The organism is Actinoallomurus purpureus, from assembly GCF_024055795.1.
Taxonomy (GTDB): domain Bacteria; phylum Actinomycetota; class Actinomycetes; order Streptosporangiales; family Streptosporangiaceae; genus Actinoallomurus; species Actinoallomurus purpureus.
Genome location: NZ_JAMXMY010000014.1, coordinates 1 through 19522, shown reverse-complemented (window position 1 = coordinate 19522; position 19522 = coordinate 1). Strand labels below are relative to the sequence as shown.

The following is a 19522-nucleotide window of genomic DNA, read 5'->3' as shown; positions in this document are numbered from 1 at the left end:
TCCGAGGCCAGGGTCAGGAGAAGCGCTTCCACTGCTGCGCCTTGTTCTTCGGGTTGCACTTCACGACGAGCAGGTACGGCGGGTGGTTGAGGGCCAGGCACTTGTTCGTGCCCAGGTTGACCAGCGTGGGGGTTTTACCGCCGGTCCACTTCCACCGCTGCGTCTTGTCCTTGGAGCTGCACTTCTTCGAGATGGCGTACACACTCTGCCTGAGGGCCAGGCAGTTGCCGGGGCTGATCAGGCTGTGGAACGACTTGTCGTTGCCGAGGATCCACCTTTGGTGCTTGATGTCCTTGTGATTCCCCTTGTGGCACGACTCCCGGCGGATCGCCTGGTTGCCCGCCTTCGTCTTGGTGTCGAGGCACAGGCCGGACGCCACGCTCTTGTACTGGTAGGCCATTATCTGCGTGTGGACGTCCGAGCCCGACCCGTGACCCACGGACGGGGAGGCGAAGGCGGGAGCGGGCGATACGGCGGACGCCGAGGCGGCGAAGGCGCCGCCCACCAGCATCGCTCCGGACGAGACCATGGCGATGGCCACCTGCTTGCCGTTCATTCTGTTCCCTTCCGGGGGCGTCCGGAGCTGCACGAACACCCCAATGAAGATCGTTTCGGGGGATCGTAGCCGGGACATTCCCGCAAAAGACACTCCTCTGCGGAAACCAGGACCAGGGGCCTAACGGCGGCCTAATGCGTCGCGGACCCCCACACTTCAATGTGGGATGGCAACGGTTCCCCCGCCGACCTCGGTGCTTTCTCGTCCGCTCGCCGCCGTGGCCCGGGGAATCCTCACTCGTTTCCGGAGCCGAATAGAGGCGGAGGTCCTGGTCGGTCGTCCCCGGTACCGGTTGGACCGCGTCCGGGGGCCGGCGGATCCTGACCGGGCGGGTTTCTGAGCGATCGGGTGGTGCGGGGCATGACCTGTCCTGGACGCCAGTCCTGGTCCTCCGCCGGGGGACGCGGTCCGCTCTGGGAACCGGGCGGGGGCCCGGGGGCGTACGGCAGCGGTTCGCGTGGCGGTTCGACGGCCTGTGGTGCGGCCCAGGGCGGCGGGTGCGGGACGCCGGCCGGAGGGCGGACGGCTCGGGGCCGCCGCGGCGGGTCGGGGAGCGGCGTGGTGGCGACGCGGTGGAGGGTGACGATGGCCGGGTCGCATTCGACCGCGGTGAGTTTCCGGCCGCCTTCGTGATGGCTCTCCACGAGCAGGACGGCGTGGTCGGGCAGGTGCTGCAGGGTGACCGGCTCGACCGCGTACTCGTAGACCCGTTGCGTGGTGTCGGCGTCGCTCCAGTTGGTGCCGACCGCGTACGAGTAGGCGCTGGACCAGTTCCGGGACACCGAGCGGCTCTCTCCGTGGGTGTCGGTCTCGCTGGTTCCTCCGCCGCGCGTTCGCGAGTCGCCGGTGTTGGTGGAACGGTCGGCGAAGAAGCCGAACGGCCCACCGCCGGATCGGGTCGCGCCGGAGGAGCGGGTGGTACCCCAGTTGGTGGAGGTGCCGATCGAGGTGGACAGGCTGATCGAGTCGGAGTCGCCCTCGCCCTCGGTGTCGGATTCGGTGTGGGATTCGTTGCCGCCGACGTTCTTGGTGATCTGGGACAGCACGAATCTGTAGTCGCGTCCGATGAAGTCGGCGGCGCGGGCGGCGTCCTCGTGGTTACCGAGCCGCATGAAGGCCACCGCACCGCCGCCGATCATCTCCCCGCCGGTCTCACGGAGCCGCCGGAACAGGAAGGTCAGCGGGATGCCCCGCCGTTCGCACGCGTCGGAGAGGCGCTCGAGGTGACGGCGGGCCAGCTCGTCGGCGCCGGCCACCACCACGGACGGGCGGGGGCTGCCCGAAGCGGCGATGCGGTGGGTGACCCACTGCACGATCAGATCGGTCAGCAGCTCTGATCGGACGTTGCGGGCGCTGCTGTCCAGCGCGATGCAGGTCAGGTAGCCCGAGCCGCCGCGTTCCGGCCGGGTGCCGAGCTGTTCGAGCGGGTGGACATAGGACTCGACGCGGGACAGGTTGGCGTGGGCCTGACGGCGGTACTCCACGCTGAACAATTCGTTCGCGATGCGACGCCGCTCGTCGCGGTCGAGAGCGGTCGAGTCGTCGGGTTCGCCCATGAGCGCCCGCAGCGCCGCGCCGATCCGGGCGAGCGAGACGTCGTCGCCGAGGGCGTCGCAGACCTTGGTGAGGATCCGGTCGTCCATGCTGCGATCGGCGCGTGCGGCGTCCGGCGTGCCGCCGTACATGGACTCCACGATCGCGTCCGCCAGCTCCCGAGGCTCCAGCCCCGACAGCAGAGTCGAGGTGGCGAGCTGGGCGGGGAGCAACTGCGCGTCCACGTCGATGCCCGCCGCCCGTGACAACGTCGCGAGTTCGCCGCAGACCATCTCTCTCGACAGGTCGATCACCAGCAACGGCCCGGTGAACAGCGCCGAGCTGCCGTAGGTGGTCAGCAAGGCCTCCCAGCTCCACAGGGTGCCGCCGAACACGTCCAGGCGCTTGCGGGACAGCGGACGCGGGACCGCGCCCCATTCGGGACGGCCGTTCGCCTTGTGGTGCTCGGCGGCCTCGTGCTGGTTCTTGCGGGCCTGCCAGTCCCGCATCGCCGCCCCGTACGCCTCCTCGGCGCGACGGCGCGCCGTCTCGTACGCCTCACGGGCGGCGCGCCAGGCGTTGGCCGCGATGGCGGTCAGTACGACGCCTGGGCCCAGGCAGATCAGTGCGAGTACGAACGATGCGAGAGGGGTCGAGGTCTTCCCCCACTCGTAGTCACTGGCCGCGCAGGCGGAGAACAGCGCGAGGATCGCGAAAGCGGTGATGCTCAGCGGGAGGGTGCGCCGGCGATGCCGGTCCAGGGCCTGCCGGGTGGTGACGACCTGCTGATGCAGGTACTGCGGCAGCTGCTGTGGCTGCGGCGGCGACTCGGTGAACGGCACGTAGAACGCCCAGCGGTCGCGGAACACCCAGCCCAGCCGCGGATCCGGGGAGAACAGCAGCGAGCGCCGTTCGAGCAGCGACTGACGATCGACGGGCTCGACAGTCATGACCCTGAAACCCCCGTGCCTCCGCAATGTCCGGCCTTGACAACACGTCTGACCGCCCCGAGGAAACTACCCAAGCAGAGTCATAGCGGACTTGTCACTACTTCCGTTCTGAACCGCTGCTTCCAATTGGGCAATGCCCTCAATAGCCTGACCCACGGCCGCCGCACACGGCAACCGCATCACAGGCGCACGTTCTCGGGGAGGCAAGAGCGATGGTCAAATCCGCAATTCGGACAATCTCCTTCCGCTGCCGCCGGATCGGTGCAGGGCCGGTTGCCGACGGACCGGGCCGGGAGAAGGGCTGAGCGGTGGCCGTTGAGCATGCGGATGACCCGGAGATCGCCGAGAAGCCGTCGGCGCCGGACCGGCGGCCTCCGCCGCCACCGGACAATCCCGGTTCAGATGAGGGCCCGTCTCGCGCGGACAGCCGTGCGGGTGCTGCCGCCGCCAACGAGATCGCAGACGTTGGCTCTGACAGCCCCTCCGCATCCGAGCAGCCGTCCGGCGTGAGTGAGGATTTGGCCGGTGATGATGGAGCCGAGGCGCCCGCGACCGAGCAGGATGAGCCGCTTGGCGATTCTGGGGACCCTGCGGTTCCTGACGCCGATGCCTCGCCCACTGCGGCGGACGCTTCAGTAGAGGAGGCAGCGGAGGTAGAGGATGCTCCTCTGCGGCCGGATCGTGCCCGCCGCCAGGTCACGGAACCCGCCGAAAATGAGCCGGCCGCTCCATCGCCTGCAGCCGTTCGGCCGGAACGAGAGGGCCGCGACCGGGCCACTGGCGCCGAGGTGTCCGATGGCATCTCCGCCCCGACGGGACGCTCCGTGGCGAGGGAAGACGCTGAGGGCATTCTGACCGGCGGTAGCGCCGAGCAAGTGGTGTCGTCAGAGACCGACAGGGCGACACCCGATACTGCCGCCGACCGACCGGTCACCACCGATGACGGCGGCTGGGAATGGAAAGGCCTCCACCTCACACCGCAGGACAACGCGATCGCCGATCAGGCGATCGATGCTCGCCGTGCGACCGAGGGACGGGATGTCAACGGCGAGTACAGCGATCACGGGCTGACCCCGGAAATGCGTCGTATCGAGCAAGAACTGGCGTACGGTGAGCTTGTCCCCGATACTGAGAAGTACGCCCTTAAGGGCGCGGATCGCTTCAAGGAAAAACTCGCCAAGCGGATCGCACTGGAGCCGGACAAACCGGCACAAGAGCTCGCGGCGGAAATCCACGATGGCATCCGATACACCTTCACGTTCCCCACAGAAAAATACACACCTGGTGTGTACGACGCCGAATCCAGGCTTCGTCGACGCGGATATGAGCTCCGCCAGCGCAAGCCGAGTTGGGGTGGCAGCCAGTACAAGGGTGTGAACAGCCGGTGGCAGGATCCGGGCAGTGGGCAGCTGTTCGAGGTGCAGTTCCACACGCTCGAGAGCTGGGAAGCCAAACAAAAGACGCACCACGCGTACGCAACGATCGAAAACCCGGAAGCCTCTGAGGCGGAGAAGGCCACGGCCAGGAAATATCAGCAGGATGTCTCGGCTGGGATCCCGATTCCTGACGGGGCGGGCGAGATATCACCATATGAAGATGAAGGGCGCTGACGTTGAGCGGCGAGACGAAGTACTACGCAGTGATCGGCCAGGGCCGCACGATCGACAATCCGTCCGGGCTGGTGCGCCGCCGCCCCACAGCCGAAGGGGTCTCCGACGAATCGATACGCCGCGATCTCACTTGGGGACCCACGGATGTCTTCCAGCAGATCGAACGAGGCGAAGAACTGGGGCTTCCCGAACTCACCGAAATCAGCGGACCCCAGGCCAACGACCTGATCGAACGCTTCCGTGAGAGATGGGGCAGCAGCGGATCATCGTCTACCGGCGATGAATGACCCTGCTGATGCGGATTGATCTGCACAGTCACAGCAACGCGTCCGACGGCACGGATTCGCCGGCCGAGGTCGTACGGCAGGCACACGAGGAGTCGCCTGAGGTCTGCGAGCGACTCATCGCCGAGGCGACAGGGGCCGAACCGATCAGCGTGGCCGGTGGATGAGTGATGGGCGCATCGGTGTGGGATCTGGCGCGGACGCTGACGGCGTGTCGGCTGGTCGAGGTGCCCCGGCGGCGGCTCACCGACGAATCCGAGTCCGGTGGGCGGGATGAGTGGCGTGATCAGCGGTTGGCGGCACTGGTGTCGGCTTACCACGGTGGTGGGCCCGTGCTGGTCGGCTGGCGGCGGGCGAGCGCCGGTGGGCCGGTCGAGGTGTACGTCGGCGGCGAGAGCCTGATCACCGAAGACGGCACCGGCGGCGCGGCGTTGAACCTGCCGGTGGGCGGGCGCGGCCGGATGCTGCGGCCGGGCGCGGTCGCCGACGTGATGGGTGATCTGCCGAGCTGGGCGCGGATCGGCGGAATCACCGACGGGCTGCTCACCGACGATCAGTCGGACGCGTCGGCGCAGGTGGTGCGGCCGTCGCTGGAGGACTGCCTCCTGTCGGTGTGGACCCAGCCGTTCGCATGGCTGCTGCTGGCCGAACCCGTGAACACCGCCGAGACCGGCCGGCTGGCGGATGAGATCGCCGACCGCGCGTACACGGCGCAGTCGATGGCCGAGCGCTCGCCGGAGAACGCCGTGGAGGCGGCCCGGCTGGAGCGCCGCCACCGGGAGCTGCGTCAGGCCGGCACCAGCGGGCTGTGGCGCGTACGTCTGCTGGCCGGTGGCATGAGCCCGCAGGCGGCGACCCGGGTCGCGGCGCTGGTCTGCGCGTCGGCGGACCTGGACGGCCTGCCGTACGCCCTCGCGCCCGCGCCCGACGGCGATGAGTTCGCGACCGCCGAGAGAGGGTCGGCGTGGCCGTTCGAGGCCGGGTCCCGGCTGGTTTCAGCGCTGGCCCGGCCGCCGGTGCGGGAGGTGCCGGGCGTTCGGTTCGTCGTGCGCCCGGAGTTCGACGTCACCCCCGAGACGGCGTCGGGGGGTGTGCCGCTCGGCCGGGTGCTGGACCGTAACCGCGCCGATGTGGGGATGCTCTCGGTGCCGCTGGAGAGCCTGAACCGGCACACCTTCGTGTGCGGCGCCACGGGCGCGGGCAAGTCCCAGACCGTACGCGGGCTGCTGGCCTCCGCGACCGCCGCCGGGCTGCCGTGGCTGGTGGTCGAGCCGGCCAAGGCCGAATACCGGCTCATGGCCGCCCGCCTGCCCGACGCCGAGGTGATCGCCATCCGGCCCGGCGATGTGGACGCCATCGCCGCCGGGATCAACCCGCTGGAGCCCGCGAAGGATGCGAACGGGCGGGCGTTCCCCCTGCAGACCCACGCCGACCTCGTACGGGCGCTGTTCCTGGCCGCGTTCGAGTCCGACGAGCCGTTCCCTCAGGTGCTGTCGGCGGCGTTGACGCGCTGTTATGAGCAGCTCGGCTGGGACCTGGCGCTCGGCGAACCCCGTACGCCCGGGACCATGCCGCGCTACCCGACCCTGGCCGACCTGCAGGCCGCCGCCGAGGACGTCGTCACCGAGATCGGGTACGGCAAGGAGATCACCGACAACGTCCGCGGGTTCATCCGGGTCCGGCTGTCCAGCCTCCGGTTGGGCACGACCGGCCGGTTCTTCGAAGGCGGCCACCCGATCGACTTCGAACGCCTGCTCTCGCGCAACGTCGTCTTCGAGATCGAGGACGTCGGGGACGACCGCGACAAGGCGTTCCTCATGGGGACGGTGCTGGTCCGCCTGGTGGAGTACCTGCGGATGCGGCAGCGCGCGGGCGGCGGGGTCGCGACCGGCCTGGCGCATCTGAGTGTGTTCGAGGAGGCGCACCGGCTGCTGCGGCGCAGCGAGGAGTCCGGGCCGGCCGCGCACGCGGTGGAGATGTTCGCCGGGCTGCTCGCCGAGATCCGCGCGTACGGCGAGGGCCTGATCGTGGCCGAGCAGATCCCCTCCAAGCTCGTGCCCGACGTCATCAAGAACACCGCCGTCAAGATCGTGCACCGGCTGCCGGCCAAGGACGACCGCGATGCCGTCGGCGCGACCATGAACATCACCGAGGCCCAGTCGCAGTTCCTCGTGACCCTGCGCCCGGGTGAGGGCGCGGTGTTCAGCGACGGCATGGACTATCCGCACCTGGTCCGCATGCCCGACGGGACCGCCATCGAGAGCACCCGGCCGGCCGTCCTCGCCTCGCCGAAGGCCCTGGTGACATCGCGCAGCGGCACCTGCGGCGCCGACTGCCGTACGTCCCCGTGCACGCTGCGGGACATGCGCACCGCCCAGCGCGTCCTGGCCGATCACCCGTCCATCGTGTTGTGGGCCGAGCTCACCGTGGCCGCGCACCTGACCGGCTGGGGCTCGCCCGTCCCCTCCCCCACGCTCGTGGATTCGCTTCGGGCGCTCCCGGACCGCCTGCGGGACTGCGCCCTGTCCCACGCCGTCGACGCGGCGGTCGCCGCGCGGGCCTCCGTCATCGCCGGTCGGAGCGACCCCGGCGGGCTCGCGGACCACCTCATCACCGTGCTCCGCGGCCGGCTGGACGGCGGAAGCGTCTGCACCGGCGAAGAACCACGATGGTTCACCGCCCCGTACCGCTGGTGTCTCGTCCTGGAAGAGCTCCAGACCGCCCACCGCCGCAGCCCAGACGCCGACCGGCATCGCGACGGCGACAGCTGGGAACGGGTCTACGGCCGGCCGGTCCCCGGAGACGGCGTCGCCGAGCAGTTGGAGCACGTGACGCGCTGGTGGGACCGCGACCAGCGCGACCAGGCCGCCCGGGACGCCACCCTGTGGGGTGCCGGCACCCCCTCGGCGATCGAGACGGCGGTCGGGGCCCGCCGCGCCGACGACGACTGGGCGGAGCTCCTCACCGAGGCCGTGATCGACCTGTCGAACATCGGCGGGCTCGTCCGCTTCTACACACCGGCCACCGGATGACCGTCAGCGGCGGTCGTCCGGGCCACGCCGCTCGGCCAGCCGCCGCTCGACCGACTCCCGGTAGAACCGCAGGTGGCCCGTCGGGGTGGTGGTGTACGGAAGCAGGCCGCGGTACGCCCACGACGTCACCGTCGAACGCGTCACCCGGAACAGACGCGCCACCTCGCCGGTGGTCAGCAGCCGGAGGTGGGCGACGGTCGACTCGTCCGGCTCCCGCTCGGGCGGTATTCGCGTGGCACCATCGGTCATGCGTCGAGCATAGACCGCGCTATGCAGCGGTATGACGAGTTCTGTGCGTTACCAGATGATCACGCCGCGAGCCTCGGCACCCTGGTGGATGAGGGCGCCGAGGCCGCGAGTGACCGGGCGGGATTCAGGCCGCCGGCGAGGTCATCCGCAGGCGATGGAACGGGCGACCCAGGCGACGTCGCCCTCCACCGTGTCGCCGTCGGTGCCGCCCTTCTCCTGCGACGCCCCCGCACCGCCGACGGGACCACCGCCCTCGACCGACGTGTTCTGGCCGCCGACGGCACCGCCGACGGTCACGCCGAAGGTGTGCGTCGTCACCCCGGTTCCCTTCGCCGTCTCCGTGAAGTGCCAGGACGTCGGCCCGTTCTTGGTGTTGAGAATCGCCGGGAGCGCGTTCCCCGAGTTCTCGTATCCGGTCTGGTTGTCCGTCACGTCGATCCCCGTGATGCCGACGCTCGCGGTGGAGAACTCGATGTCGATGGTCTGCTCGGAGGTGAACGCGATGGTGTTCAACCCTGGTTCGAGGACCCCCCCACCACATTTGTACCGCGGGACATTCCACCCGGGACTCGGTGCGCTCACGACAGGATGCTGGGGGTCGCCCTCCGGGAGCGGGGGCGGGGCGGGGCAGGCGGGGAGGATGGTCCAGTCGGTCTTGGTCCCGCCGCTGGTCAGGACGAGGTCGGAGTCGGCAAGGTAGCCGATCGGCCTGTCCGGGCTGGCCGGGTCGGCGATCCGGTCCCACGCCCCGGAGGCGTCCGAGGATGCCACCGGGCCCGCAACGCCCGGTTTTCTCGCACCGGAGGCGGTCGTGCACAGCACCGCGTACGACTTGCCGGCGAGCGCGGTTCCCGCCGAGTGGTATGCCTTGCTGGGACCCTCGTAGATCGTCTTGGTGGAGACGTAGTTCGGTACGGCACCGGTGTTGATGGTGCCGGTCACTCCGGTGTCGGCGTGGGCCGGGCCGGAGACGATCGCGACCCCGCCGGCGAGCCCCAGCGCGGCCGTCAGTACGGCCAGGGACGCGTTTCTCCAGAGGGACGGGCGTGACTGTTCGGACATGGGAACTCCTCGTTCGGGACTGGGCCGGTTCGATGCCGGCCTTCTCGCAGTGGAGGGGGCTAAGGCCGTGCCGGGCCGGTGGTCCGTGCGTGACCCGCAGAGGCCGGTGGCATCCAGACGGCGGCGGTGGCGATGACCGTGGTGGTGACGATCGCGGAGGCGATCACCGCGACCAGGAGCCGGAGGAACGCGGCCCTCGCGGGTTCCTCCGTGGTGCGATCCACGTCAGGGCCTCCGCTCGGGTACGTACCGCGGCAGCGACCGGCGGCGGGGCGCGGGCCCGGCGTCCGGCACGGTGCGCGGGCGTCGAACGGCCATGGGGTTCTCCTCTCCGGGAGCGGGGATTCCGCTCCCCCGGGGGTCCGACACCCACAGGTTCGACGCGAGGAGACGGCCGGGAACAGGGTTCCGCGTTGATCTTTCGATTGTTGGGTTGATGGATTGTTCGGCGCGATGTTTCCGCAGGTCAGTAATGCCTTGGGTGACGAGGCGGCGGGCCGGCCCCGCGTACGGCCATGCCGTGCGACGATCACCGGCGCGCCCTCGCCGGAGTCGGCCACTACGGACCGTTGACCCGCCTCGTCAAGGATCATTACGGTGAGTCAGCCGCCTGCCGATCGGGAGGCGGCTCGTGACTCCGCGATCGAGGTGGCGATGGGCCGACGAGAGGCGCCGGTTCCGGAGGGGCCGCTCAAGGAGTTCGCCCTCGCCCTCCGCCTGCTGCGGACGAACGCGCCAGGAGCACCGACCTACCGGGAGCTCGCCGACAAGGCGCACTACTCGCCCTCCGTGCTGTCGGTCGCCGCCGCCGGGCGCCGGCTGCCGACGCTGGACGTCACCCTGGCGTTCGTCGAGGCGTGCGGCGGCGACGCCGACGAGTGGCGGGAGCGCTGGACCCGGTTGCACACCGCGCTCCGGATCGACCATCCGGAGCTCATCACCGAGACCGACGCCCCGCAGGGTCGAACCGGGAGCCCCGGCCCGGTGACGCGGCCGGAAGCATCACCCACCCGGGCCGGGCACAGCGTCGACGAGCCTCCCGCCCTGCTCGCCCCGGCGGCCACTCGCCGCACCCGCCTCGGGCGCAGAGCCGGCGTCGTCGCGATGATCGCGGCGGCAGCGGCCGGGGCGGTCCTGGTCGCGGTGCTGCTGTATCCGTCCCGCTCCGACGGCCGGGCCCACGCCCGTACGACCGCGAAGCCATCGGTGTCCGCGACACCATCCGCGTACGTCGCCGTCTACCGCTATCGGCGCCTGGACCTGCCGAACTACAACTACTACTTCGACCTGAAGACCGGCACGGTGGCCGAGGGGGACGGCCCCTTCTCGATGAGCACCAACAGCGGCGGCGACGGGCACGGCGCCTTCGAACTCCCGGACGGCGCCGACGCCTACGTCTCCCCGGGGGGCTCGTTGACGCCCGACCAGTGCGCCGCGCAGATCACCCGCGCCCCCGTCCACATCGTGCGCTTCCGCCAGGCTCCTCCCGGAAGCGTGTTCTGCCTCCGCGCCCGGAACACCGGCGAGACCGCCGTGATCAAGGTCATCGACACCGACGACGGCAACTACGCCGCCAAGATCGCCGTCGACTACTACCGGCACGGCCCGTGAGTTCGTTCCCGTTCGTCGCGCCCCCGTACGACTGCGCCTGCCCGCGTGACTCCTGCCCCGCGGCCAAGACCAGCTTGTCGGTCGTCACGGGCGGGGGATGTTGCGCAGGTTCGAGCGGGCGAGCTGCACCATGCGGCCGACGCCGCCGTTCAGCACCAGCTTGCTCGTGGTCGTGGCGAAGCCGGCCAGCTGCCGGCCGGTGATGCGCGGCGGAATGGACAGTGCGTTCGGATCGGTAACGAGGTCCACGAGCGACGGGCCGTCGTGGGCCAGGGCCTCGCGCAGCGCGTCGCGTACGTCCTGAGGATCCTCGACCCGGACGGCATGGGCCCCGGCGGCCCGCGCGATCGCGGCGTAGTCGACGTGCGGGTACGCGGTCGCGTACGGCGGGAAGCCCCCGACCAGCATCTCCAGGTCGACCATGCCGAGCGAGGAGTTGTCGAACAGGACCACCGTGACCGGCAGGTCGTAGCCGGTCAGCGTCAGGAAGTCGCCCATCAGCATCGAGAAGCCGCCGTCGCCGGAGAGGGAGACCACCTGCCGGGTACGGTCGAGCATCTGGGCGCCGATGGCCTGCGGCATGGCGTTCGCCATCGACCCGTGGTTGAAGGACCCGATCACCCGGCGCCGGCCGTTCGGGGACAGGTAGCGGGCGGCCCAGACGTTGCACATCCCGGTGTCGACCGTGAAGACCGCGTCGTCGGCGGCCTCCTCGTCCAGGATCGCGGCGACGTATTCGGGATGGATCGGCCGGTGGTGTTCGACGTCGCGGGTGTAGGCGGAGACCACCCCTTCGAGGGCGTCGGCGTGCTTCTTCAGCATCCGGTCCAGGAACCGGCGGTCGGTCTTGGTCCGCACCCGGGGCATGAGCGCGCGCAGCGTCTCGCGGACGTCGCCCCAGACCGCCAGGTCGAGACGGGAACGGCGACCCAGGTGCTCGGCCCGGATGTCGACCTGGACGATGCGCACGTCGTCGGGCAGGAACGCCGTGTACGGGAAGTCGGTGCCCAGCAGGATGAGCAGATCGGCCTCGTGCATCGCCTCATAGGCGGCGCCGTAGCCCAGCAGCCCCGACATGCCGACGTCGAACGGGTTGTCGTACTGGATCCACTCCTTGCCGCGCAGCGCGTGCCCGACCGGCGCCTTGACGCGCTCGGCGAACGCGATGACCTCGTCATGAGCCCCGGCGGTCCCGCTCCCGCAGAACAGCGTGATCGCCTCGGCCTCGTCGATGAGCCGCGCCAGCTCAGCGATCTCGGCCTCCCCCGGGCGTACGGCCGGCCGCCGGGTGACCATCGCCACGGCATCGCCCCGGTGCGGTGCCTCATGGCCCGCGATGTCACCCGACATGCTCACCACCGCGACCCCGGAACGACCGACGGCGTGCTGGATGGCGGTCCGAAGGATCCGCGGCATCTGCGCCGGATGCGAGATCAGCTCCGAATAGTGGCTGCACTCGGCGAACAGCCGGTCCGGGTGGGTCTCCTGGAAATAGGCGGTACCGATCTCGGCGCTGGGGATGTGCGCGGCCAGCGCCAGCACCGGCGCCATGCTCCGGTGTGCGTCGAACAACCCGTTGATCAGGTGCACGTGGCCCGGACCGCAACTACCGGCGCACGCGGCCAGACGCCCGGACAACTGCGCCTCCGCGCCCGCCGCGAACGCACCGGTCTCCTCGTGCCGCACCTGCACCCACTCGATCGACGGATTCCGGCGTACGGCGTCGGTGACGGGATTCAGACTGTCCCCGACGACGCCGTACAGGCGCCTGACACCCGCCTGCACGAGAAGATCGACGAATTGCTCCGCGATCGTTTGCCGTGCCATCTCCTCAACCCCCGTCGAGCGGCGCCCCGCCCCGGAAGCAGCCGATCTGGTGCCTCACCCGGGCCACTCACTCCAGGCGTACCCAATCCCCGCTCCCGCCCTCAGCGGCCCCTCCACTGCGGCCTCGGCTGGACGATCACCGCCGGCTTCCGCCACGGCCGGTGGCCGCTTGCGGGCGTAGCCTGGAGGGGTGACGCTGCAGATCGGCGACAAATGGATCCGCAGCGACCGCTGTCCGCAGACCGCCATGGCCATACCGAGCGGCCGCTGGGTGCTTTCTTGGCGCCCCGGCTGCTACGACCTGCGACAGGCCATGGCCGCGATGGCCCTGGCCGAGAAGGGCGACCTGCTCACCGACCCGGCCGATGCGGCGGAAACGCCGTAGGGCCCGGTCCTATTCGGTGTACTCCCGCATGGAGGCGTCGACCTTCTTGCCCTCCATGCCTTGCCGGACACGTTTGCTGAACATGTCGGCCGTCTGAAGCAGGGTGACGTCACTGGGGCCGTTGATCGGGCCGACGCCGTGGCCTAGTCGTTCCACGACCGTCGTGGCGACGACCGTGCCGACCCGCACGGCGATGTAGTTGCCGTACAGACCACCGGCGTAGCGCTGGTAGGCGTAGCTCTGATCGCCCATCTTCTTGTCCAAGGGAAATGAGCGGTACTTCGAGAACGTCCTCAGGTATCCGGTGGCGTCCAGGGCCTTGGTGAAGGTGACGAGGTCGAAGGTCACCGTCAGGGCCGTGTCGCCCTGCAGGCGGTACTTGACCATGCCGAAGAACCTGCCCGCGCACTGCTGCGGGCTCGGGCAGCCGAGACGGCCGTCCGCGGTGGTGGCGGCGCGGTCGATCGGATCCCACGGCCCCATGGCGCGCGGGTCGGGAAGGACCTGTTTCACCTGGTCCAAGGTGCCGAGAACGGCCGCCCCCGTACCGCCAGGTGCCGCCGGTGTGGAGGTCGCGGCGGCCTGGGAAGGGCCGTGCGTGGCGTCACGCCCGTTCTCGTGCCCGGAGTGACTCTTGGCGGCCGGGCCGCAGGCCGTGAGCGCGGCCACCAGCGTCCCACCGAGAGCCGCCGCCATCGTCGCCCGTCTTCGCACCGCTCCACCCGCCGCTCCAGAAGATCAATACACGCAGGGTAGTCGAGCGCCAGCGCGCCCCGCACCTGGGACCACATCCGCATCCACAGTCAGAGACTTGCACGTTGTTCAAGAGGCGCCCTGTAGGGCGATGGCGGCGGTGACGATCTGTTCGCGGGTCAGCGCGTCACGGGCCATCGGCCTCACGATGGCCATCGACTTGCACAACGTTCAAGAATCACTTGCACTGTGTTCAAGTTGTCGCTAGCGTTCACTTGAACAAAGTGCAGGTCGCTGCGGGTCGTTGGATACCTCGGTGTCGTGCGCGAAGACGGAATGGAAAGGGAAACGGGATGTCACGCGAGGCACTGGCGGAGTTCGTCGAGGCGAAGGCCAAGGAGTTCGACATCCCGGGTGTCGCGGTCGGGGTGTGGGTGGACGGCCGGGAGATCTTCGCCTGTCACGGCGTGACGAGCGTCGACAACCCGCTGCCCGTCGACCAGGACACGCTGTTCGTGCTGGGCTCGGTCACCAAGACCTACACCGCGACCGCGATCATGCGCCTGGTCGAGATGGGGCGGGTCGAGCTGGACGCGCCGGTACGCCGGTACGTTCCTGAACTGCGGCTCCCGGACGAGGACGCGGCCGCTCAGATCACCATCTTGAACCTGCTCAACCACACCGCCGGGCTGGACACCCGGATGGTCTTCGACAGCGGAGACGGAGACGACGCGCTGGCCGGCGAGGTGGCGAAGATGGCCGAGGTGGCGCTGGTCGGTCCGGTCGGCGGGCGCGCTTCCTACAGTCAGCTCGGCTACAACCTGCTCGGCCGGGTCATCGAGAACGTCACCGGCCAGACCTACGAGGCCGCCGTCGCGTCACTGCTCTTCGAGCCCCTGGGCCTGGCCGACAGCGTCTTCACCGCCGGGCAGGCCATCACCCGCAGGTTCGCCGTGGGCCACAACCTCAGCGAGGGGACGCTCAAGGCCGTGAGGAAGTGGAAGGACACGCGCGGCAACCACCCGGGCGGCGGCCTGGTGTCCTCGGTGTCCGATCAGCTCCGCTGGGCCCGGTTCCATCTCGGCGGCGGCGAGCCGGCGCGGCGGATGCAGGGGCCGACGGTGGAGCTGCACGGCTCCACGCTCGGTGACGCCATCGGCATCGGCTGGTTCCTGCGCGACGTGGACGGCGCACACACCGTCGGGCATGGCGGATCGTCCAACGGCCAGTTCGCCGACCTTCTGCTGGTTCCCGAACGAGACTTCGCCGTCGTGGCGATGTCCAACGCCGGTCCTGACAACGGTCTGGCGTTCAATCAGGCCGTGGTCCGCTGGGCGTTGGAGACCTACCTCGGCGTGGTCGAGCGGGACCCCGAGCCGATCCCCTACGACCCGCAGCGCGCCAGGGAGATCGCCGGACACTACGAGAACGAATTCATGACACTGATCATCGACACCGACGGTGAGACGCTGACGGTGGAATGCCGGATCAAGCCGGAGATCCGCGCGGCGTCCGAGGCCGAACTGCCGCCCGACATCCCGCCGGCCGGGCTCGGCCTGCTGCCAGGAACCGGCGACGAGTACATCGTCACCGGCGGCGGCCTGATCGGGCAGCGCGGTTTCCTCACCCGCGACGCCGACGGCGCCATCATCGGGGCGGACCTGGCCGGACGGCTGTTCAACCGGGTCTAAACCATCGCGCACCCGGTCAGGGCTGGAGCATGGACGTGGTGCCCGACTCATTGACGGTGGTGGGGCGCAGCGGCCGTCATCCTTCGGTGAGTTTGGCGAGCTCGGCCTCGATGTCGACGTTGATAATCTTCCGCGCCGAACACATGCGCCTGCCCGACCTGGTCGAACAGGCCATGGGCCGCCAGCTCACCGCACTGCTCGGCCAACTCGAAGCAACCTGCGCCGCCGAACAGAACCTGGCCACCACCGTCAAGGAAGCCTTCGCGTCACGTTCGGGAGCAGGACGCCCTCTTGACCAGATTGGCTAATCGGATTACCTCGATCGCTATCGAGATTAACCAACACCTCTTTGGAGGATAGAGATGACCGAGTTCGTGGATGTCGACGGCGGCCGGATCGCCTACGACGTGATCGGTGAAGGCCCGCTGGTGGTCATGCAGCACGGGATGGGCGACATGCGCCAGGCCTTCCGCCACCTCGCTCCCCAGCTCGCCGCGGCCGGCTACCGAGTGGTCACCGCCGACATGCGCGGGCACGGCGAGTCGAGCATGGATTGGGGCAGCGACGCCATCAGCCGGACCGACGTGGCAGGCGACCTGCTCGCGCTGATCCGCCACCTGGGCGGACCAGCCGTCATCGTCGGCCACTCGCTCGGCGGCGGCGCCGCCACCATCGCCGCGGCGACCGCTCCCGAGCTGGTCACCGCGATCGTCGAGATCAACCCCTTCACCAGGGTCCCGAAGACCGACATCGGCGCCCTGTTCACCAACTCGCTCTACCGCCGGGGCGGGCTCCGGCTGATGAGCGCCGGAATGTTCAAGAGCTTGAAGCTGTGGATGAGCTACCTCAACGTCGCCTACCCCACCAAGCCCGCCGACTACGACGCCTACATGGCTCAGCTCGCGGCCAAGCTGTCGGAGCCCGGACGATTCGCCGAGTTCATGAAGACCACCAAGTCCACCCCCGCCGACGCGCAGGCGCAGCTCCCGAATGTCCACGTCCCGGCGCTGATCCTCATGGGCGCCGCGGAGTGCGACTTCCCCGACCCGCGGGCCGAGGGCGAGGCGATCGTGTCGATGATGCCCGCCGGGATCGGCACCCTCGGCCTGATCGAGGGCGCGGGCCACTACCCGCACGCGCAGTCCGCGAACCTGACCGCCGCGCAGATCATCCCCTTCCTCAAGGAGCACGCCGGTGCCTAGGGCCGTGACCACCCGGGGAGGTGTCCGGCGACGCTCGACCCGGGTGGTGACCTGTTCGTTCGGCCGGCGTACGGCTCATTCGGTACCGGTGAGCCGGGGGGTGTCGTGGTCTGGGAAGAGCGCCGCGGCCACGTGGCGGGTGTCGGCGTACTCGATGACGGAGGCGATGCGGCCGTCGCGGACGGTGTAGATGCCGATGCAGCGGTTGTCGTAGGTGCCGCCGTGGACGGTCTTGGCCTTGGAGGTCCACTCGGCGACCACGCGGACGCCCTCGGCGATCGTGCCGACCAGCTCGATCTCCAGCGTTCCGGGGACGAGAATCGGGCCCATGCCGCCCAGGAAGTCGTTGACGATCGCGTCGCGGCCCTGCCACACCTTCGAGATGGGCAGGTCGCCCGGGTAGTGCCAGGTCGCGTCCTCGGCGAAGTTGTCGTAGATCACCTCGGCGTCGCCGTCGCGGACGGCCTCGATGTAGCGGATGACGACGGCCCGCGGGTCGGTGGTGGTGGTCATGGTCGTACTCCTTCAGGAGAGGGTGAGGACGGCCTTGCCGCGGATACGGCGGTCGCGCAGGTCGGTGAGGGTGGTCGCGGTGTCGGCCCAGTCGGCGACGCGGCCGATCTCGGGGTGCAGGCGGCCGTGGGCGGTCAGCCGTACGAGCGCCGCGAGGTCGTCGCCGAGGCGGGTGTCGGCGTCGAGGTAGTGGAAGTGGCGGATGACGGCCGACTCCGGCCCGGCGAAGAAGTCGAAGAAGTCGAGCGTCGCCGGAGTCCGGCTGGCCTGCCCGAACCAGATGAGCGTGCCGCGCCCGGCCAGCCGCGCCAGGGCGAGGGGCAGGGCCTGACCGCCGGTCGACTCCAGCACGATGTCGTACGGCCCGCGCGCGTCGGCCACGTCATGGACGATCTCGGTCGCACCGAGTTCGGTGAGCCGCGCCCCGCGCTCGGTGTTCCGGGTCACGGCGGTGATCTCGGCCCCGGCGGCGGCGGCGAGCTCGGTCACATAGTGCCCCACACCTCCCGACGCGCCGGTCAGGAGCACGCGCCGCCCCAGCAGGGTTCCGGCGGTGCGCAGCAGTCGCAGCGCGGTGAGCCCGGCCAGCGGCAGCGCCGCGCCCTGCGCCCCGGAGACGGTGTCCGGCAGCTCCGCGAGCGCGTCGGCCGGCACCGCGACGTACTCCGCCCAGCCGCCCGCCATGGGGTGGCCGACGACCCGCGTGATGCCGGCCGGCCCGCTGCCATCGGCGGCCGGCTGCACCACCAGGCCCGCGATGTCCTTGCCGGGCCGGTCGCCGGGTGCGGGATTCTCCAGCTTGAACGTCTCGCCCCGGTTGATCGAGAACGCCTCGACCTTCACCAGCACCTCGTTCGAGCATGGCGTCGGCTCGGGGACGTCGGCGAGCACGACCGGTTCGGCCGGGTTCCCGGTTGGGATGAGCGCCCTCATCGTTGTTGCCTCCTTGGTGGCGTCTGCGACCACTTCACCGGGTGAGGCGGTGGCCGGGCCAACAACGCGACCGCTTGGCCGACAACGTACGGTTGTCGCCTATGGTCACAGGCGTGGATCTTGACCTGACCCTGGTCCGAGCGTTCGCCGTGACCGCCGAGACGCTGCACTTCGGGCGCGCCGCAGAGCGGCTGAACACCAGCCAGCAGGCACTGTCCAAGCGCATCGCGCGCCTGGAGACGATGCTGGCGGTCCGGCTGTTCGAACGCGCGAGCGGCATCCGGCTGACCGAGGCGGGCGAGCGGTTCCTGCCGGCCGCGCACGAGGCGCTGGCGGCGGGCGACCGCGCGGTCGCGGCGGTGACGGGCGCCGGGCCGGTCGTACGAATCGACACGTGGGGCCACCTGTACGCGCCGATGCGCACCGTCGCCCAAGCGGTGCAGGCGCTCGGCATGGTCCGACTGGAACCGGGCCCGGGACGTGACTGGCCGTCGGTCGCGGCGGCGCTGCTGCGCGGCGACACCGACCTGGGGTTCGGCCGGGTGCACGCGCTGCCGGGCGGCCTCGACGCGGGCCTCACTCAGCGGCTGGTGCGGCTGGAACCCGTCGACGCGGTGGTCAGTACGTCCCACCCGCTGGCCGGCGCCGACGAACTGCGCCCGGCCGACCTACGTGACAGCACCCTGTGGTGCCCGGCCGAACTCACCCGCCTGGACTTCCTCCGCCGCTTCGCCGACGAGTTCCACATCACGCGGCGGCAGGACGGCCCCAACCTGGGCCTGGACCACCTCGTTCACCACATCCGCACCGACACGGCCTGCTTCACACTCTTCCCCGCCGACGCGCCGCTGCCCGACCACGCGGGCCTGCGCTCCATCCCCCTCGTCGAGCCGACCCCGCTGTACGCCTGGTCGCTGGCCTGGCGCGAGTCCTACCGCCACCCGCTGCTCGACACCCTGCTGCGCGGCTTCGCCGAAACCGGCCGCACCCGGCGCTGGCTGGACTACACACCACAGCGCGACTGGCTCCCCGAGGCTGACCACGCGAAACTCGCGCTCCGCGTGAGGTGACGCCGAAGATCCGTCTAGGGGCGGGAGCGGCCCACGAGGAATCCGATTGAACGCGCAGGGAGGGGACGTGCCGTCTCCAGATCCGCGGGCGCACCGAGCCGTCGCACCGACATGATGTCTCCGATCGGCCGTGTTGATCAGGCAGAACGATCGAGACTATAGAGATCAACACTGAGAGTCCGAGAATTTCCCGAAACGCAGGAAAGCCCGCCGGCTGATGCCTGGCGGGCTTTCCTGATCTATGTATGTGTCCGGCGGCGTCCTACTCTCCCACACCGTCTCCAGTGCAGTACCATCGGCGCTGAAAGGCTTAACTTCCGG

At 69.9% G+C, this 19522-nt stretch carries 19 protein-coding genes and 1 rRNA gene; 10 read left to right on the top strand and 10 right to left on the bottom strand.

The annotated features are described in order from the left end of the window. Positions 1–13: 13 nt before the first annotated feature. Both NE236_RS24740 and NE236_RS24735 read right to left on the bottom strand, forming a co-directional pair. Positions 14–556 carry an RICIN domain-containing protein gene (locus NE236_RS24740; protein WP_252844504.1) on the bottom strand — a complete coding sequence of 181 codons (543 nt, stop codon included), beginning with the start codon at positions 554–556 and terminating at the stop codon, positions 14–16. A 233-nt stretch (positions 557–789) separates the two neighbouring features. After that, a complete protein-coding gene (locus tag NE236_RS24735; protein ID WP_252844503.1) occupies positions 790–3039 on the bottom strand; it encodes a proline-rich domain-containing protein in 2250 nt (749 codons plus the stop codon). 308 nt (positions 3040–3347) lie between these two features. Between NE236_RS24735 and NE236_RS24730 the strand changes: the two genes are divergently transcribed. From NE236_RS24730 to NE236_RS24715, 4 genes are read left to right on the top strand one after another with little or no spacing between them, the layout of a single operon-like run. Beyond that, positions 3348–4649: a hypothetical protein gene (locus tag NE236_RS24730; RefSeq protein ID WP_252844502.1), complete on the top strand. Its 1302-nt coding sequence runs from the start codon at positions 3348–3350 to the stop codon at positions 4647–4649. Between the two features lie 2 nt (positions 4650–4651). Beyond that, positions 4652–4936 carry a hypothetical protein gene (locus NE236_RS24725; protein ID WP_252844501.1) on the top strand — a complete coding sequence of 95 codons (285 nt, stop codon included), beginning with the start codon at positions 4652–4654 and terminating at the stop codon, positions 4934–4936. Then, positions 4933–5100, top strand: coding sequence for a PHP domain-containing protein (locus tag NE236_RS24720; protein WP_252844500.1), 168 nt, complete (start codon positions 4933–4935; stop codon positions 5098–5100). Before NE236_RS24725 ends, NE236_RS24720 begins: the two co-directional genes overlap by 4 nt. 3 nt (positions 5101–5103) lie before the next feature. After that, entirely contained in the window at positions 5104–7965 is a 2862-nt protein-coding gene (locus NE236_RS24715; RefSeq protein WP_252844499.1) for an ATP-binding protein, read from the top strand. A 3-nt stretch (positions 7966–7968) separates the two neighbouring features. Here the strand turns inward: NE236_RS24715 and NE236_RS24710 are convergent, their stop codons facing one another. From NE236_RS24710 to NE236_RS24700, 3 genes are all read right to left on the bottom strand, one after another. Beyond that, on the bottom strand, positions 7969–8214 hold the full coding sequence (locus NE236_RS24710) for a helix-turn-helix domain-containing protein (RefSeq protein ID WP_308209154.1): 246 nt from the start codon (positions 8212–8214) through the stop codon (positions 7969–7971). 141 nt (positions 8215–8355) lie between these two features. Then, positions 8356–9276 (bottom strand): hypothetical protein, encoded by a 921-nt coding sequence (locus tag NE236_RS24705; RefSeq protein WP_252844498.1) that lies wholly within the window; start codon positions 9274–9276, stop codon positions 8356–8358. Positions 9277–9335: 59 nt separating this feature from the next. After that, complete coding sequence (locus NE236_RS24700) at positions 9336–9500, bottom strand: hypothetical protein (RefSeq protein WP_252844497.1); 165 nt, start codon at positions 9498–9500, stop codon at positions 9336–9338. Between the two features lie 373 nt (positions 9501–9873). Here NE236_RS24700 and NE236_RS24695 point away from each other — a divergent pair, with 373 nt between their 5' ends. Further along, entirely contained in the window at positions 9874–10887 is a 1014-nt protein-coding gene (locus NE236_RS24695) for a helix-turn-helix domain-containing protein (protein WP_252844496.1), read from the top strand. Between the two features lie 84 nt (positions 10888–10971). Here the strand turns inward: NE236_RS24695 and NE236_RS24690 are convergent, their stop codons facing one another. Next, entirely contained in the window at positions 10972–12714 is a 1743-nt protein-coding gene (locus tag NE236_RS24690; protein ID WP_252844495.1) for a pyruvate dehydrogenase, read from the bottom strand. A 190-nt stretch (positions 12715–12904) separates the two neighbouring features. On the opposite strand from NE236_RS24690, the gene NE236_RS24685 reads away from it, so the two are divergent. Further along, on the top strand, positions 12905–13099 hold the full coding sequence (locus NE236_RS24685; RefSeq protein ID WP_252844494.1) for a hypothetical protein: 195 nt from the start codon (positions 12905–12907) through the stop codon (positions 13097–13099). 9 nt (positions 13100–13108) lie between these two features. Here the strand turns inward: NE236_RS24685 and NE236_RS24680 are convergent, their stop codons facing one another. After that, positions 13109–13813, bottom strand: coding sequence for a hypothetical protein (locus NE236_RS24680; RefSeq protein WP_252844493.1), 705 nt, complete (start codon positions 13811–13813; stop codon positions 13109–13111). A gap of 332 nt (positions 13814–14145) precedes the next feature. Between NE236_RS24680 and NE236_RS24675 the strand changes: the two genes are divergently transcribed. From NE236_RS24675 to NE236_RS24665, 3 genes are read left to right on the top strand one after another with little or no spacing between them, the layout of a single operon-like run. Then, the gene (locus tag NE236_RS24675; RefSeq protein WP_252844492.1) at positions 14146–15483 is read left to right on the top strand and encodes a serine hydrolase domain-containing protein; all 1338 of its coding nucleotides are present in this window, start codon (positions 14146–14148) and stop codon (positions 15481–15483) included. 29 nt (positions 15484–15512) lie between these two features. Then, positions 15513–15791 carry a hypothetical protein gene (locus tag NE236_RS24670; protein ID WP_252844491.1) on the top strand — a complete coding sequence of 93 codons (279 nt, stop codon included), beginning with the start codon at positions 15513–15515 and terminating at the stop codon, positions 15789–15791. 54 nt (positions 15792–15845) lie between these two features. Further along, positions 15846–16685: an alpha/beta fold hydrolase gene (locus NE236_RS24665; protein WP_252844490.1), complete on the top strand. Its 840-nt coding sequence runs from the start codon at positions 15846–15848 to the stop codon at positions 16683–16685. A gap of 75 nt (positions 16686–16760) precedes the next feature. On the opposite strand, the gene NE236_RS24660 is transcribed toward NE236_RS24665, so the two are convergent. Then, complete coding sequence (locus tag NE236_RS24660; protein ID WP_252844489.1) at positions 16761–17198, bottom strand: nuclear transport factor 2 family protein; 438 nt, start codon at positions 17196–17198, stop codon at positions 16761–16763. Positions 17199–17210: 12 nt separating this feature from the next. Further along, positions 17211–18131 (bottom strand): zinc-binding dehydrogenase, encoded by a 921-nt coding sequence (locus NE236_RS24655; RefSeq protein ID WP_252844488.1) that lies wholly within the window; start codon positions 18129–18131, stop codon positions 17211–17213. Between the two features lie 113 nt (positions 18132–18244). On the opposite strand from NE236_RS24655, the gene NE236_RS24650 reads away from it, so the two are divergent. Beyond that, positions 18245–19201: a LysR family transcriptional regulator gene (locus NE236_RS24650; RefSeq protein ID WP_252844487.1), complete on the top strand. Its 957-nt coding sequence runs from the start codon at positions 18245–18247 to the stop codon at positions 19199–19201. A 249-nt stretch (positions 19202–19450) separates the two neighbouring features. On the opposite strand, the gene rrf is transcribed toward NE236_RS24650, so the two are convergent. Next, positions 19451–19522, bottom strand: a 5S ribosomal RNA gene (gene rrf, locus NE236_RS45500); the annotation flags it as partial.